This is a genomic window from Dermatophilus sp. B7861-1 (genome assembly GCF_058996045.1).
The window spans coordinates 2,603,152-2,618,154 of the sequence record NZ_CM180082.1 but is presented as its reverse complement, the minus strand read 5'-3'; the positions used below and the strand labels follow the sequence as shown (position 1 = coordinate 2,618,154).

The 15,003-nt window shown below is 54.3% G+C and carries 6 protein-coding genes and 3 rRNA genes; 6 read left to right on the top strand and 3 right to left on the bottom strand.

Annotation, left to right across the window (positions count from 1 at the left end; all coding sequences use genetic code 11):
* Positions 1–46 precede the first annotated feature (46 nt).
* Entirely contained in the window at positions 47–1,387 is a 1,341-nt protein-coding gene (locus AC2T9U_RS11525; RefSeq protein ID WP_493696186.1) for an MATE family efflux transporter, read from the bottom strand.
* Between the two features lie 436 nt (positions 1,388–1,823).
* On the opposite strand from AC2T9U_RS11525, the gene dnaB reads away from it, so the two are divergent.
* Positions 1,824–4,187 carry a replicative DNA helicase gene (gene dnaB / locus AC2T9U_RS11520; protein WP_493696185.1) on the top strand — a complete coding sequence of 788 codons (2,364 nt, stop codon included), beginning with the start codon at positions 1,824–1,826 and terminating at the stop codon, positions 4,185–4,187.
* 105 nt (positions 4,188–4,292) lie between these two features.
* Here the strand turns inward: dnaB and AC2T9U_RS11515 are convergent, their stop codons facing one another.
* On the bottom strand, positions 4,293–5,345 hold the full coding sequence (locus AC2T9U_RS11515; protein ID WP_493696961.1) for an FAD-dependent oxidoreductase: 1,053 nt from the start codon (positions 5,343–5,345) through the stop codon (positions 4,293–4,295).
* 796 nt (positions 5,346–6,141) lie between these two features.
* Here AC2T9U_RS11515 and AC2T9U_RS11510 point away from each other — a divergent pair.
* The 3 genes from AC2T9U_RS11510 to rrf all read left to right on the top strand — a co-directional run bounded on the left by AC2T9U_RS11510 (position 6,142) and on the right by rrf (position 11,280).
* A 16S ribosomal RNA gene (locus AC2T9U_RS11510) occupies positions 6,142–7,662 on the top strand.
* A gap of 333 nt (positions 7,663–7,995) precedes the next feature.
* Positions 7,996–11,066 (top strand): 23S ribosomal RNA (locus tag AC2T9U_RS11505).
* A gap of 97 nt (positions 11,067–11,163) precedes the next feature.
* Positions 11,164–11,280: ribosomal RNA gene (gene rrf / locus AC2T9U_RS11500) — 5S ribosomal RNA — on the top strand.
* Together the 16S, 23S and 5S rRNA genes form the textbook arrangement of a ribosomal RNA operon.
* Positions 11,281–11,403: 123 nt before the next feature.
* Here the strand turns inward: rrf and AC2T9U_RS11495 are convergent.
* Complete coding sequence (locus AC2T9U_RS11495; protein WP_115032027.1) at positions 11,404–12,369, bottom strand: L-lactate dehydrogenase; 966 nt, start codon at positions 12,367–12,369, stop codon at positions 11,404–11,406.
* Positions 12,370–12,554: 185 nt separating this feature from the next.
* Here AC2T9U_RS11495 and AC2T9U_RS11490 point away from each other — a divergent pair, with 185 nt between their 5' ends.
* On the top strand, positions 12,555–14,063 hold the full coding sequence (locus AC2T9U_RS11490) for a class I adenylate-forming enzyme family protein (protein WP_493696184.1): 1,509 nt from the start codon (positions 12,555–12,557) through the stop codon (positions 14,061–14,063).
* 32 nt (positions 14,064–14,095) lie between these two features.
* Positions 14,096–14,929 carry an NAD(+) synthase gene (gene nadE, locus AC2T9U_RS11485; protein WP_493696183.1) on the top strand — a complete coding sequence of 278 codons (834 nt, stop codon included), beginning with the start codon at positions 14,096–14,098 and terminating at the stop codon, positions 14,927–14,929.
* Positions 14,930–15,003: the final 74 nt, after the last annotated feature.

Genomic DNA, 15,003 nt, shown 5'->3' with positions numbered 1-15,003 from the left:
GAGGGGCGTGTCTCTGTCAGCAGGGACACGCCCCTCGTTATGCGGTTTAAGCTCCAGTGATCATCCATGTGTCGGAGTGTGCTCGTGCGTGGAGTGTAGCCGCGCGAGCGGCCATAAAAATCGAGTAGATAACCCACAGTGCTGCGAGTGAAACAGGTGGGCCTGCAGCCTGTAGACCATTTCGGAAAGCAATGAGCAGAAAGATCAGGGGTAGGTAACTAATGAGAAGCAGTATTTGTGTGCGAGCAAGCCATGGGGTGTCTCCTGCTCCGATAAGTATTCCGTCAAGTAAGTAGGCATATGCGGCGATTGGCTGCAGGGCGGCTATAACTAGTAATCCTGCTTGTGCGGCTGTATGAATGTTGTAGTCGGGTGTGAAAAGTGTGGGGACAAATGGTGCGGCGATAAAAGTAAGCACGCTGAAGGTGAGTCCAAGGCGCAGTGCTGCTCGAGTGAGAAGACTAACGGTGTGACGCGCTTTTCGCGTTTCGCTAGCTCCGAGATCTTGGCTGACAAGTGTTTGTCCTGCGATGGCCAAGGAGTCAAGGGCGAACATTAGGAATGTCCATATGGATGTTATGAGTTGGTGAGCGGCTAAGGTGGTGTCACCGAGTTGTGCTGCACTCCAGGTGGTTGCGAGAAGAACTCCCCTCAGTGCGAGTGTTCGAACAAGTAGGGGTGTTCCAGCGAGAGCAGCCTTCAATACGCGTCCAAGGTGGGGTTTTAATGAGATTTTTTCGCCGCTGGTTGTTTTGAAAGATGCATAGACGAGTCCGATTGCCATACCAGTCTGGGATATAACGGTTCCGCAAGCTGCGCCTGCGATGCCCATTTTTAGGCCGTGGACGAAAGTGATATTGAGGATGATGTTGGCGGTGAAAGCGACGGTTGAAGCCACTAGCGGTGTTTGGGTGTCTTTAAAACCTCGAAGTAGGCCTGTTACTGCCAGTATGACGAGCATGCTAGGTAAGCCCCAGGCGGATATCTGCAGATAGATGCTGCTTTGATCTGTGGCAGCGGGAGAAGCGCCAAAAGCGCCACTGATGGGTGCTGCGAAGATGTTGAGAAAGAGACCTGTAGCTATACCAAGTAACAGTGCGAGCCAGATGCCGTCGACACCGCTGTGAAGTGCTTGGTTTATTTTCCCAGCTCCGATGTTTCTCGCCACGACAGATGTAGTTGCATATGCCAAGAAAACAAAAGTTCCTACGGCTGTTGATAGGACAGTAGTGGCAACAGCTAAGCCTGCCAGTGGAGTAGTTCCCAGATGTCCGATGATCGCGGAATCTGCGAGAAGAAAGAGCGGTTCGGCTACGAGGGTGAGAAAGGCTGGGAAAGAGAGTCGCCAAATATCGCGTTTGAGTGCGGCGTCGGAAAGAGGTGGCACGATCCCAGGTTATGTGTGCTTGGCCCGGAGCAGCTGGGTGGATCAGTCAGCGTTGTAGGTAAAGGACGGGTCCTGGGGTAGGAGGCTGTTGATGCCCTGTGGATAAGATGCAATGCTTGTGGGGCTTCAAGGCAGGTATAGAGAAAGACACGCCAGCATCGAAGTTCAGTCTTAAATTCTTGTATTTATGTTTCCCACAAGCTTTTGGGGACATTTATGCACTTGAATGCGTTGTTACTTCGTCTAAGTCAGATGTTTGTCCCACAGACATCCACACTATGTGCACCGAAAGCTGCCGTTACTCCACATGGTATCCACAGCCTTTTCCACAACTGTGGGTGGTTTGTGATGTTGCGTGCTTGAACGGGTGTGGATTGTGCGCCTAAGTTGACGGGGGCGGTTGTTCCCCGCCGTGGTTTGGAGGGTGGTTGTGTCGTTGTCCAAGGTGGGCGAGTCTGCTTTTGATACCGCATCGACAGGTGATGCGGATCGTTTGCCTCCTCAAGACGTGCATGCAGAGTCGAGCGTGCTTGGCAGCATGATGCTTAGCAAGGATGCTATTGCTGACTGCATTGAGGTGGTCAAAGGGGCTGATTTCTATCGGCCCAGCCATGAGATTGTTTATGACGCGATCATTGACCTGTATGGTCGAGGAGAACCTGCAGACGCTATTACCGTCGCGGACGAACTTGGGAAGCGTAATGACTTGGCGCGTATTGGTGGCCAGTCATATCTACATGAGTTGATTTCGTCTGTACCGACCGCTGCTAATGCCTCGTACTATGCCGAGATTGTCGCTGAGCGTGCTGTTCTTCGTCGGCTTGTGAATGCCGGAACTAAGATCGTTCAACTTGGTTATGGACAAGAGGGTGGGGATGTCGAGGAGATCGTCAACGCTGCTCAAGCCGAGGTATATGCCGTAGCAGATAAGCGTGGCGGCGAAGATTATGTAGTTCTTGGTGATTTGCTTGAGGCTGCAGCGGATGAAATCGATAACAATTCAGGGCGGAGTGGTGAGCTTGTCGGCGTTCCTACGGGATTCACTGATTTAGATGAATTGACGAATGGTCTGCATCCCGGACAGATGATCGTTATCGCTGCCCGGCCTGCGATGGGTAAATCTACATTGGCCTTGGATATTGCTCGGGCTGCGGCTATTCATAATGGATTGGCTGCTGTGGTTTTCTCGTTGGAGATGAGTCGCAACGAGATCACAATGCGACTTTTGTCTGCGGAGGCTGGGATTCAGCTTCAGCACATGCGTAAGGGCACGATGCGTGATGAGGATTGGGTAAAGCTGACTCGGACGATGGGAGAGGTCTCCGAGGCACCTCTGTTTATCGATGACTCTCCCAACATGTCGTTGATGGAAATTCGTGCAAAGTGCCGACGGTTGAAGCAGAGGCACAACCTCAAGTTGGTGATTATTGACTATTTGCAGTTGATGAGCTCTGGCAAGCGGGTGGAATCGCGTCAGCAGGAGGTATCGGAGTTTTCGCGTGCATTGAAGTTGTTGGCGAAAGAAATTGAGGTTCCTGTTATTGCGTTGTCACAGTTGAACCGTGGCCCGGAGCAACGTCAGGACAAGAAGCCTCAGGTAAGTGATCTGCGCGAATCAGGTTGTTTAACTGCTGATACGAGAGTGCTTCGTGCTGATACTGGTGCTGAAGTCACACTGGGGTATTTATTTGCTTCGGGTGCGAAAGATGTGCCGGTATGGGCGTTAGATGACAAGTGTCGTTATGTGGTACGGCCGATGACACATGTCTTTTCCACGGGAATTAAGCCTGTGTATCGGTTAACGACATCGAGCGGTAAGACGATTCGTGCTACGGAAAATCACCCGTTTTTGACATACTCAGGTTGGTCATCGTTGGGGCAGTTGGTGTCGGGTGAGCGGATTGCGGTACCGCGGCATGTTCCTGCGCCAGAAGTGGTGGATGCCTCTTGGCAGGACGCTGAGGTAGTTGATCTAGCTGTGGTTGTTTCTGGTCATGTGGATGCTTTGGTGCCTGCTGCGGTTTTTTCGTTGCCTAAGCGTCAGATTGCGCTATTCTGCCGATCCTTTTTTTCCTGTTCGGGTGGAGTCACTTTGTCCGATACGAATCCAGGGGGTGAGATTTTTGCGTTTGCAGATGAGCGTTCGTCGTTGGATTCGGTGTCGCGGCTGTTGTTGCGTTTCGGGATTGAGACTGTGATTTCTGGCGATGAGTCTGGGTGGGTATTAGACGTGGTGGGTGTGGATTCGCAGCGGCGTTTTTTGCAGGAAGTAGGTATTGAGGGGCCGGCAGCTGATGACGCTGGGCGGTTGCTAGAGATTGTGCGTGATGTTTCTGGTGCGAGGGATCCTGGCCCAGGGCAGTTGCCGTTGTGGGGTGAGGTAGCTGAGGTCTTGAAAGGCGAAGATCCTGTTGTTTCGACGAAGGTGGGGGTGAGTGCACCTCTTGGGCGAGTTGTATCAGTGCTTGATGCGGTCGATATGGATCTTGAGGCAGTAAATGATGTGGCTTGGGAAATAGTCACGGGCATTGAGCTGTGTGGGGAAGAAGAGGTTTTTGATGCCACGGTAGTGGGAGCCCACAATTTTGTTGCTGATGGGATAGCAGTTCATAACTCGATTGAGCAGGATGCTGACATGGTGATGCTGTTGCATCGAGAGTCCGTGTATGAGCCAGACTCTCCGCGTGAAGGTGAGGCTGACATCATTGTGGCAAAGCATCGTAATGGTCCTACTGCCACGATTACGGTGGCTTTCCAGGGGCATTTCAGCCGCTTCACCAATATGGCGACAAATTTCTGATCGGTCTTGGGGTCCTCTAGTTATTAGGCGAGGGGCGGGCATATTTGCGCAGGTCGTGGTGTGTGTCAATGAGTCTTTCGGGTGCGATGTGTGCCTGGCGGTGGATTAGACGACGTGCAGCCCGGTTTGTGCGGGGTTGTTGACGGATATGGCGCCTGTGAGAATCCCATTGGTTGCGGCGAAGACAGTGAAGGGTGGTCCGCCGAATGTGTCTCGTGTGATGTGTGCGGTGGATGGATTATGAGGGTGTAGATCGCCTGTGATCTCTATGTGGTAGCCGTCTCGGTCTGTCCCGGACCAGGGTCTTTGTTCTTGTGGTGGTGGTATTCCTGTGATGTCAGCTGCTGCTTGTATTGCGTCGTGTATGGCGCTTTCCCAGTGTTCGTTTGGATGTAACAAGGTTCCGTTGGGGGCGGAGAGTCGGGTGCAGCCGCCGATGGCCCAGATGTTGGGGCAGCTAGTGCGTTGATTGGGGGTGACGATAATGCCGTTATTGGTGGCTATTCCTGCTTTTTCTGCGAGTGTTGTTTCAGGTGTGAACCCTATGCAGGTGATTGCGATGTCGGTGGTGATGGAATAAGTGGTGTTGTCGTTTGCGTGGATGTCAGCGGTGATGTGGGTGTCTGAAGTGGTTATGTGGGTTACGCGCCCGTGGATGAGGTGAGCACCGGCTTGGGCGTGTTGTTTATGTAGCCAGGTTGAAATGGTGGTTCCCAGAAGATTTTCGAGAGGGAGGGTGGGGTCTACAAGCGTGACTTGAGTTCCAGTTGCGCTTGCTGGGGAAGCGGCCTCAGAACCGATCAGACCTGCGCCAATAATGGGATATGTGTCGGTCTTTGCCGAGATATGGTTGCAGCCGCCGGGCGTCTTCGAGTGTGCGGAGAGAGTGGAAAAAGGTGAGTGTGTGTTGAGACTGTGAAGCGGGGTGGGCTGTCCCGCCAGTGGCGAGGACGGTGATGTCACAAGCGAGGTGTGTTCCGTCTGCGAGCCTGACGTGATTTTTTCTAGCGCAGTGACGTGAGTTTGGGTGAGTAAACGGATTTTGTTTGTAGCGAACCACTCTTTTGGTCGCAGCGCTAGCTGCGTTTCTGGTACGTGGCCTAGTAGATATTCCTTTGACAAGGGTGGCCGGTCGTAGAGAAGTTTCCCGGTTTCGATGATGACGATGGGGCCTGAATATTTACGTCTGCGCAGTTCTTACGTCTGCGCAGTTCTTCTGCAAGGGTCACTCCCGCGATGCCCCCGCCGATGATGATGACGTTGCTGTCTCTGTTCATGCAGGCATCTTGCTGACCTTTTTGGGGTGGGTAGCTGTGGAAGCTGGTGAAACGTGAGTGGCTGGGGTAGGGGTGCTGGTGGGAAGTGATCGATGGCCATGCAGTAGTGATCGCTGTAGGTAGGCAGGATTCACGAGTTAGCTATCGAGATCGCTCCAGGTCGTGTGCATCTTGGGATAGAACGACGCACAGGGTGCTGGCATGCTCTGTGCCACCGCGTCGTTAAAAAAGTCGCATCTTGCGATTTGGTGTTCACCGCTAGGTCACTCTAGAGTAGTGATCGTTCGCCCGGCAGGGAGGAACGGAAACGGCTTCTCGGCTGTGGTTAGTCTCGCTTCGAAGTTACCTTCGAGAAAAGCGGGAAGTTGCACCGAGCTGAGTGGCCTGGTAAGATTGCTTCTCGGCTCAAGCGCTTAAGTAGCGCTGGTCGAAGATAGTCGATCGCCTCTGATGGGGAAATTCTTGTACTAGAGTTTCTTAGTCGTGTGCGTCCGATGCTTGAGAACTCAACAGCGTGCCATGAATAATCGATGCCAATTGTTTGTTGGTTGAAGTCAATTCGGACAATAGTCGCTATAAGGAATGTAGTGACATTAATTGTCAGTGTTGTTTCGGCCAGGATTTTCCTGCGTTCGTGGTAACTAGTTTTCTAGTTACGTGTACGTGGGTGTGATTTCTTTTTGGAGAGTTTGATCCTGGCTCAGGACGAACGCTGGCGGCGTGCTTAACACATGCAAGTCGAACGATGAAGCCCAGCTTGCTGGGTGGATTAGTGGCGAACGGGTGAGTAACACGTGAGTAATCTGCCCCTCACTTTGGGATAAGCCCCGGAAACGGGGTCTAATACTGAATATGACCTTTCCTCGCATGAGGTTTGGTGGAAAGTTTTTTCGGTGGGGGATGTGCTCGCGGCCTATCAGCTTGTTGGTGAGGTAACGGCTCACCAAGGCGACGACGGGTAGCCGGCCTGAGAGGGTGAACGGCCACACTGGGACTGAGACACGGCCCAGACTCCTACGGGAGGCAGCAGTGGGGAATATTGCACAATGGGCGAAAGCCTGATGCAGCGACGCCGCGTGAGGGATGAAGGCCTTCGGGTTGTAAACCTCTTTCAGCAGGGGAGAAGCGAAAGTGACGGTACCTGCAGAAGAAGCACCGGCTAACTACGTGCCAGCAGCCGCGGTAATACGTAGGGTGCGAGCGTTGTCCGGAATTATTGGGCGTAAAGAGCTTGTAGGCGGTTTGTCGCGTCTGCTGTGAAAATCCAGGGCTTAACCCTGGACGTGCAGTGGGTACGGGCAGGCTAGAGTGTGGTAGGGGAGACTGGAATTCCTGGTGTAGCGGTGAAATGCGCAGATATCAGGAGGAACACCGATGGCGAAGGCAGGTCTCTGGGCCATTACTGACGCTGAGAAGCGAAAGCATGGGTAGCGAACAGGATTAGATACCCTGGTAGTCCATGCCGTAAACGTTGGGCGCTGGGTGTGGGGTCCATTCCACGGATTCTGCGCCGTAGCTAACGCATTAAGCGCCCCGCCTGGGGAGTACGGCCGCAAGGCTAAAACTCAAAGGAATTGACGGGGGCCCGCACAAGCGGCGGAGCATGCGGATTAATTCGATGCAACGCGAAGAACCTTACCAAGGCTTGACATACACCGGAAAAGTGCAGAGATGTACTCCCCTTTTTGGTCGGTGTACAGGTGGTGCATGGTTGTCGTCAGCTCGTGTCGTGAGATGTTGGGTTAAGTCCCGCAACGAGCGCAACCCTCGTTGCATGTTGCCAGCACGTAATGGTGGGGACTCATGTGAGACTGCCGGGGTCAACTCGGAGGAAGGTGGGGATGACGTCAAATCATCATGCCCCTTATGTCTTGGGCTTCACGCATGCTACAATGGCCGGTACAGAGTGCTGCGATACCGTGAGGTGGAGCGAATCACTTAAAGCCGGTCTCAGTTCGGATTGGGGTCTGCAACTCGACCCCATGAAGTCGGAGTCGCTAGTAATCGCAGATCAGCAACGCTGCGGTGAATACGTTCCCGGGCCTTGTACACACCGCCCGTCAAGTCACGAAAGTTGGTAACACCCGAAGCCGGTGGCCTAACCCTTGTGGGGGGAGCCGTCGAAGGTGGGACTGGCGATTGGGACTAAGTCGTAACAAGGTAGCCGTACCGGAAGGTGCGGCTGGATCACCTCCTTTCTAAGGAGCCCCTCTTAATAGAGGCACCCTTTATGTTCGTCGAGTGTACGAACTGGGGTGTTGCTCATGGGTGGAACATCGATTATGTGGCTTACCTGTTTTTGGTTTTGGAGTACTGCTTCTGTTTCTTTATTGAGACGTATGAGCGTGGAAACAAAGACAGTTTCGGTTAGGTCACGTTTGGCGCGTTGTTGGGTTTTGAGGTATCGGCCGTATAGCTGGTAACTCTACGAATGTGCCTCTCTCGAAAACGGGTAGGTTTTCTACTTGGATTCGGGTGTGGGCTGGTGTTTTGAGAACTGCACAGTGGACGCGAGCATCTGATTCTTTGTGTGTCAAGTTTTTAAGGGCGCACGGTGGATGCCTTGGTACCAGGAACCGATGAAGGACGTAGTAATCTGCGATAAGCCTCGGGTAGTCGATAAACAGGCTGTGATCCGAGGATTTCCGAATGGGGAAACCCGGCTGGAGTCATGTCCAGTCACCTACACCTGAACACATAGGGTGTGTGGAGGGAACGCGGGGAAGTGAAACATCTCAGTACCTGCAGGAAGAGAAAACAATAGTGATTCCGTGAGTAGTGGCGAGCGAAAGCGGATGAGGCTAAACCGATTGCATGTGATAGCTGTCAGGCGTTGTGTGATCGGGGTTGTGGGATCGTGCGTGCACCACTGACATGGTGCGGCGGAGTGATAAATACGTGTCATAGTCGAAACGTCTTGAATGGCGTGGCGTAGAGGGTGCGACCCCCGTAGACGAAATGGCGTGTACTCCGTGTGCGTTTCCCGAGTAGCACGGGGCCCGTGAAATCCTGTGTGAATCTGTCGGGACCACCCGATAAGCCTAAATATTACCTGGTGACCGATAGCGGACTAGTACCGTGAGGGAAAGGTGAAAAGTACCCCGGGAGGGGAGTGAAATAGTACCTGAAACCGTGTGCCTACAATCCGTTGGAGCCTCTTTGTGGGGTGACAGCGTGCCTTTTGAAGAATGAGCCTGCGAGTTAGTGCTTCGTGGCGAGGTTAACCCGTGTGGGGTAGCCGTAGCGAAAGCGAGTCTGAATAGGGCGTTTGAGTCGCGGGGTCTAGACCCGAAGCGGAGTGATCTACCCATGGCCAGGTTGAAGCGACGGTAAGACGTCGTGGAGGACCGAACCCACTTAGGTTGAAAACTGAGGGGATGAGCTGTGGGTAGGGGTGAAAGGCCAATCAAACTCCGTGATAGCTGGTTCTCCCCGAAATGCATTTAGGTGCAGCGTCACGTGTTTCTTGCCGGAGGTAGAGCTACTGGATAGCTGATGGGCCTTACCAGGTTACTGACGTTAGCCAAACTCCGAATGCCGGTAAGTGAAGCGTGGCAGTGAGACTGCGGGGGATAAGCTTCGTAGTCGAGAGGGAAACAGCCCAGATCATCAGCTAAGGTCCCTAAGCGTGTGCTAAGTGGAAAAGGATGTGGAGTTGCAGTGACAACCAGGAGGTTGGCTTAGAAGCAGCCATCCTTGAAAGAGTGCGTAATAGCTCACTGGTCAAGTGATTCCGCGCCGACAATGTAGCGGGGCTCAAGTACACCACCGAAGCTGTGGCAACGAAAGTTGGGTAGGGGAGCGTCGTGTAGCGTGTGAAGCTGCGGAGTGATCCAGTGGTGGATGCTACACGAGTGAGAATGCAGGCATGAGTAGCGAATGACGGGTGAGAAACCCGTCCGCCGAATAACCAAGGGTTCCAGGGTCAAGCTAATCTGCCCTGGGTAAGTCGGGGCCTAAGGCGAGGCCGACAGGCGTAGTCGATGGATAACGGGTTGATATTCCCGTACCGGCGAAACACCGCCAATACTGAGGCCTTTGATGCTAAGCGTGTGATGCTTGCTTATGGCCCTTCGGGGTTGTTTGCGGGTTGAGTGCGTGATCCGATTTGGTAGTAGGTAAGCGATGGAGTGACGCAGGAAGGTAGCCTCCGCGTGGCGATGGTTGTCCACGTTCAAGCATGTGAGGTGCCGGGTAGGTAAATCCGCCCGGTGTGTCCTGAGGTGTGATGATGACCCCTTTTGGGGGAAGTAGGGTGATCCTATGCTGCCTAGAAAAACTTCTAGCGAGGTGTGAGCCGCCCGTACCCTAAACCGACTCAGGTGGTTTGGTAGAGTATACCGAGGCGATCGAGTGAATCATGGTTAAGGAATTCGGCAAAATGCCCCCGTAACTTTGGGAGAAGGGGGGCCGGAGCCCTGAAGACTTTTCTGTCTAGGGGTGATGGCCGCAGAGACCAGGGAGAAGCGACTGTTTACTAAAAACACAGGTCCGTGCGAACATGTAAGTGGATGTATACGGACTGACGCCTGCCCGGTGCTGGAACGTTAAGGGGACCGGTTAGCCCTTCGGGGTGAAGCTGAGAACTTAAGCGCCAGTAAACGGCGGTGGTAACTATAACCATCCTAAGGTAGCGAAATTCCTTGTCGGGTAAGTTCCGACCTGCACGAATGGCGTAACGACTTCTCTACTGTCTCGACCATGAGCTCGGCGAAATTGCAATACGAGTAAAGATGCTCGTTTCGCGCAGAAGGACGGAAAGACCCCGGGACCTTTACTATAGCTTGGTATTGGTGTTCGGTGCGGCTTGTGTAGGATAGGTGGGAGACTGTGAAGCATGCACGCTAGTGTGTGTGGAGTCGTTGTTGAAATACCACTCTGGTCGTATTGGATGTCTAACTTCGAACCATGATCTGGTTCAGGGACAGTGCCTGGTGGGTAGTTTAACTGGGGCGGTTGCCTCCTAAAAGGTAACGGAGGCGCCCAAAGGTTCCCTCAGCCTGGTTGGTAATCAGGTGTTGAGTGTAAGTGCACAAGGGAGCTTGACTGTGAGACGGACGTGTCGAGCAGGGACGAAAGTCGGGACTAGTGATCCGGCCGTGGTTAGTGGATACGCGGTCGCTCAACGGATAAAAGGTACCCCGGGGATAACAGGCTGATCTTGCCCAAGAGTCCATATCGACGGCATGGTTTGGCACCTCGATGTCGGCTCGTCGCATCCTGGGGCTGGAGTTGGTCCCAAGGGTTGGGCTGTTCGCCCATTAAAGCGGTACGCGAGCTGGGTTTAGAACGTCGTGAGACAGTTCGGTCCCTATCCTCTGCGCGCGTGTGAGATTTGAGAAGGGCTGTCCCTAGTACGAGAGGACCGGGATGGACGAACCTCTGGTGTGTCAGTTGTCCTGCCAAGGGCATGGCTGATTGGCTACGTTCGGGAGCGATAACCGCTGAAAGCATCTAAGCGGGAAGCGTGCTTCAAGATGAGATCTCGATGCCTCCTTGCGAGGTGTGAGGCTCCCACTAGACGAGTGGGTTGATAGGCCAGGTGTGGAAGCGCAGTGATGTGTGGAGCTGACTGGTACTAATTGGCCGATGGCTTGATACACACTTTTAAGAGTTTTGTTCGCGTCGACTGTGCGGTTCTTGGGGCATCAGCCCTACGGGATCATGAAGGATGTTTTTCTGATTGGTTCTGTTGGTTTTTCGGTGGTTATAGCGTTGGGGAAACGCCCGGTTACATTCCGAACCCGGTAGCTAAGCCCTTCAGCGCCGATGGTACTGCACTGGGGACGGTGTGGGAGAGTAGGTCACCGCCGGAATATATGTGATGGAAAGGGTCTGGAACATTGTTCCAGGCCCTTTCCCCATACCCAAAAACACTAGTTAAGGGGGTGAGGGGTAAAGCATCTGATGCTTTACCCCTCACCCCCTTAACTCTTCTTCTATTCTGCGTGAGTCGCCTCATCGTAGTGAGTCTTCAAAATATTCACACTCTGTTCGAAAGCGGCGCGCTCTTCCTCATCCAAGTCCAACTCCACAATGTGTTTCACCCCACCACGAGACAAAATGGCAGGCACACCAACAGCCACGCCTTCCTGCCCATACTCACCATCAAGAATTGCGCTCACAGGCATCGTCGCTTTTTCATTCTTCAAAATCGCACGCGTCACCCGAGCCAACGACATGCCAATTCCGTAGCTAGTCGAACCCTTCGCATCAATAATCTCGTAAGCAGACTTCCGCGTCCGCTCAAAAATTTCATCCAAGTCCGACTTCAACTGTGGATCATTCTTAAACTGACGACTCAAAGAACGACCTGCAACCGAAGCTGAACTCCACACAGGCAACTCAGAATCGCCGTGCTCACCAATGATCGTCGCATGTACATTCGCGGTCGACACCTCAAAGTGACGTCCCAAGTGGAACCGCAAACGAGCAGTATCCAACGTAGTACCCGACCCCAAAACCTGCTCACGAGGCAGGCCACTAAAACGATACGTAGCAAAAGTTAAAATATCGACAGGGTTCGTAGCCACCAAGAAAATACCGTCAAACCCAGAAGCCATTACCTGAGAAACAACACTCGAATAAATCTTCAAATTAGTGTCAATCAAATCAAGACGCGTCTGACCAGGCTTCTGCGCCGCACCAGCACAAATAACTACCATGGCTGCGTCTTTACATGCACTGTAATCACCAAAAGTCACATGTACCGGCGCCGGGGCCCACGCCTCGCCATGGTTCAAATCCAACACATCGGCACGCGACTTAGTCTCATTCAAATCAATCAAAACAAGATCTTCACAGATCCCCTGATTTACCACTGCATACGCATACGCCATTCCCACAGCGCCCGTACCAATAAGCACAACCCGATTCGGCACATACTTCACTGCCAAAACCTCCATAACGAAGACACAAATACGATCACCAGCATCCCCCACCCCCCATCATCAAAGCCACCCAGACCACCACCCCACCCACGCCAAATACGCCACATCCCACCCCAGCGCACCCCCGCACTCCCAACAAACAACCACATAAAATGCGGCATTCTGGAACCGGAAGCGCCACGCCAATGAAGGGAACACCCATGACGCTCACCGAGATGCTCGCCAACACCATCGCGACACACGGTGATTGCCCAGCCCTCAGCGACAACACCACCACCCTCACCTACACCCAACTAGGCGAACGCGCCGACACCATCGCACAACACCTCATCAACGCCGGCATCAAACCCGACGACCGCATCGTCCTATCAATCCCAAACACCGTCGAATTCGCAGACTGGTACTACGGAACCCTCCGCGCAGGAGCCATCGCAGTTCCACTCAACCCCGCCCTACACACAACCGAAATCGAAGCACAACTACGCCACGTAACCCCCGCCCTCCTCATCACCCACCCCGACACCCCCAACAGCCACCAAGCCGCCCACAACACACAAACCCCCACCATCACCATCACCCCCGGCCAACCACCCACCACCTACCTCAACACCACCAAACCCGTCACCACCTACCCCCACCGCAGCACAAACGACCTCGCAGTCCTACTCTTCACATCCGGCACCACATCCACACCCAAAGCCGCGATGCTCACCCACAACAACCTCGTCACCAACGCCACCATCTGTGCCGACATCATCAAACTCACCCCCAACGACACCATGCTCGGCTCCTTGCCCCTATTTCACGCCTTCGGCCAAACCGTCTGCCTCAACGTCGTCCTCGCCACCGGCGCACACACCATCCTCCAACCCCAATTCAACCCCCGCCAAGCCCTCAACCTCATCACCAAACACGCCATCACCTGCATCACCGCAGTCCCATCCATGTACAACGCCCTCGCTTTCGTCCACAACCACCCCAACCACACCTACAACCTCAACACCATCAAATGGGGAATCAGCGGCGGCGCACCCCTAGCCCCCGAACTCCACGACCGCCTCACTCACACCCTCGGATTCCCCATCATCGAAGGCTACGGACTCTCCGAAACCTCACCCGTCGTCCTACTCAACCAAGGCACACACAACCGCCCCGGAAGCGTCGGAACCCCACTACCCGGAATCACCATCAACATCATCAACCCCGAAACCGGCGAAACACTACCCATCGGCCACGCCGGCGAACTCACAGTCCACGGGCATGCAGTCATGCGCGGCTACTGGAACGACCCACAAGCCACCAACGAAACCCTCCACAACGGCACCCTCCGCACCGGAGACATCGCCCGCATCAACCACGATGGATACGTCGAAATAGTCGACCGCCGCAAAGACCTCATCATCGTCGGCGGCGAAAACGTCTATCCCCGCGAAATCGAAGACACCCTCTACACCCACCCCGCCGTTGCCGAATGCGCCGTCCTAGGCATCCCCGACCCCACACGCGGCGAAGCAATCATCGCCGCCATCACCACCCACGACAACATCACCACCAACGAACAAGAACTCCGCGACCACGTACGCAAACACCTAGCCCCCTTCAAAGTCCCTCGCCACATCTGGTTCACCACAGAAATCCCCAAAGGAAGCACCGGAAAAATCCTCAAACGCGCTATCGCCATCCCCAAAGAAATACACCCCAACAACTAAAACCCCACACCACCAACCAGAAATAAAAAAACATGAACAACAAAGAACTCCAACAACACATCATCAACGAACTCCACGTAACCAACCCAGCAACATTTGACCCCGCCGAACAAGCCGAAAAACGCATCACATTCCTCACCAACTACCTTCAACACACCCAAGCACGCGGATACGTCCTAGGAATCAGCGGCGGAATCGACTCCACCCTCGCCGGACGCCTATGCCAACTCGCCGTCGAACGCACCCGCAACACCGGCACAGACGCCACCTTCATCGCCATGCGACTGCCCTACAACACCCAAGCCGACGAACCAGACGCCCAAGATGCCCTCACCTTCATCAACCCCGACCAAACCCTCACCGTCGACATCGCCCCCGCCACCGACGCCATGTGGAACACCTGCACCCACGCCGGAATGACCCAACTCACCAACCCCCACTTCATCCGCGGCAACATCAAAGCCCGCCAACGCATGATCGCCCAATACACCATCGCCGCAGCCCACAACATGCTCGTCATCGGCACCGACCACGCCGCCGAAGCACTCGTCGGCTTCTACACCAAACACGGCGACGGAGCCTGCGACCTCACCCCCCTCGCCGGCCTACCCAAACGCCGCGTCCGACAAATCGCCCACCACCTCGGCGCACCCGAACACATCATCAACAAAATCCCCACCGCCGACCTCGAAACAGACAAACCCCTCAACCCAGACGAAACCGCACTCGGCGTCACCTACGACCACATCGACGACTACCTCGAAGGCCACACCATCCCCCCCCACGCCGAAACCACTATCACCAACTGGTACACCCGCACCGCACACAAACGTGCCCTGCCCCTCACCCCAACCAACACCCACTAACCCCACCCCCACCCAAAAACCATCCCCACCACACCCCAACCCTCCCCCCAAAACGCCGCCACTGGGAGTAGACA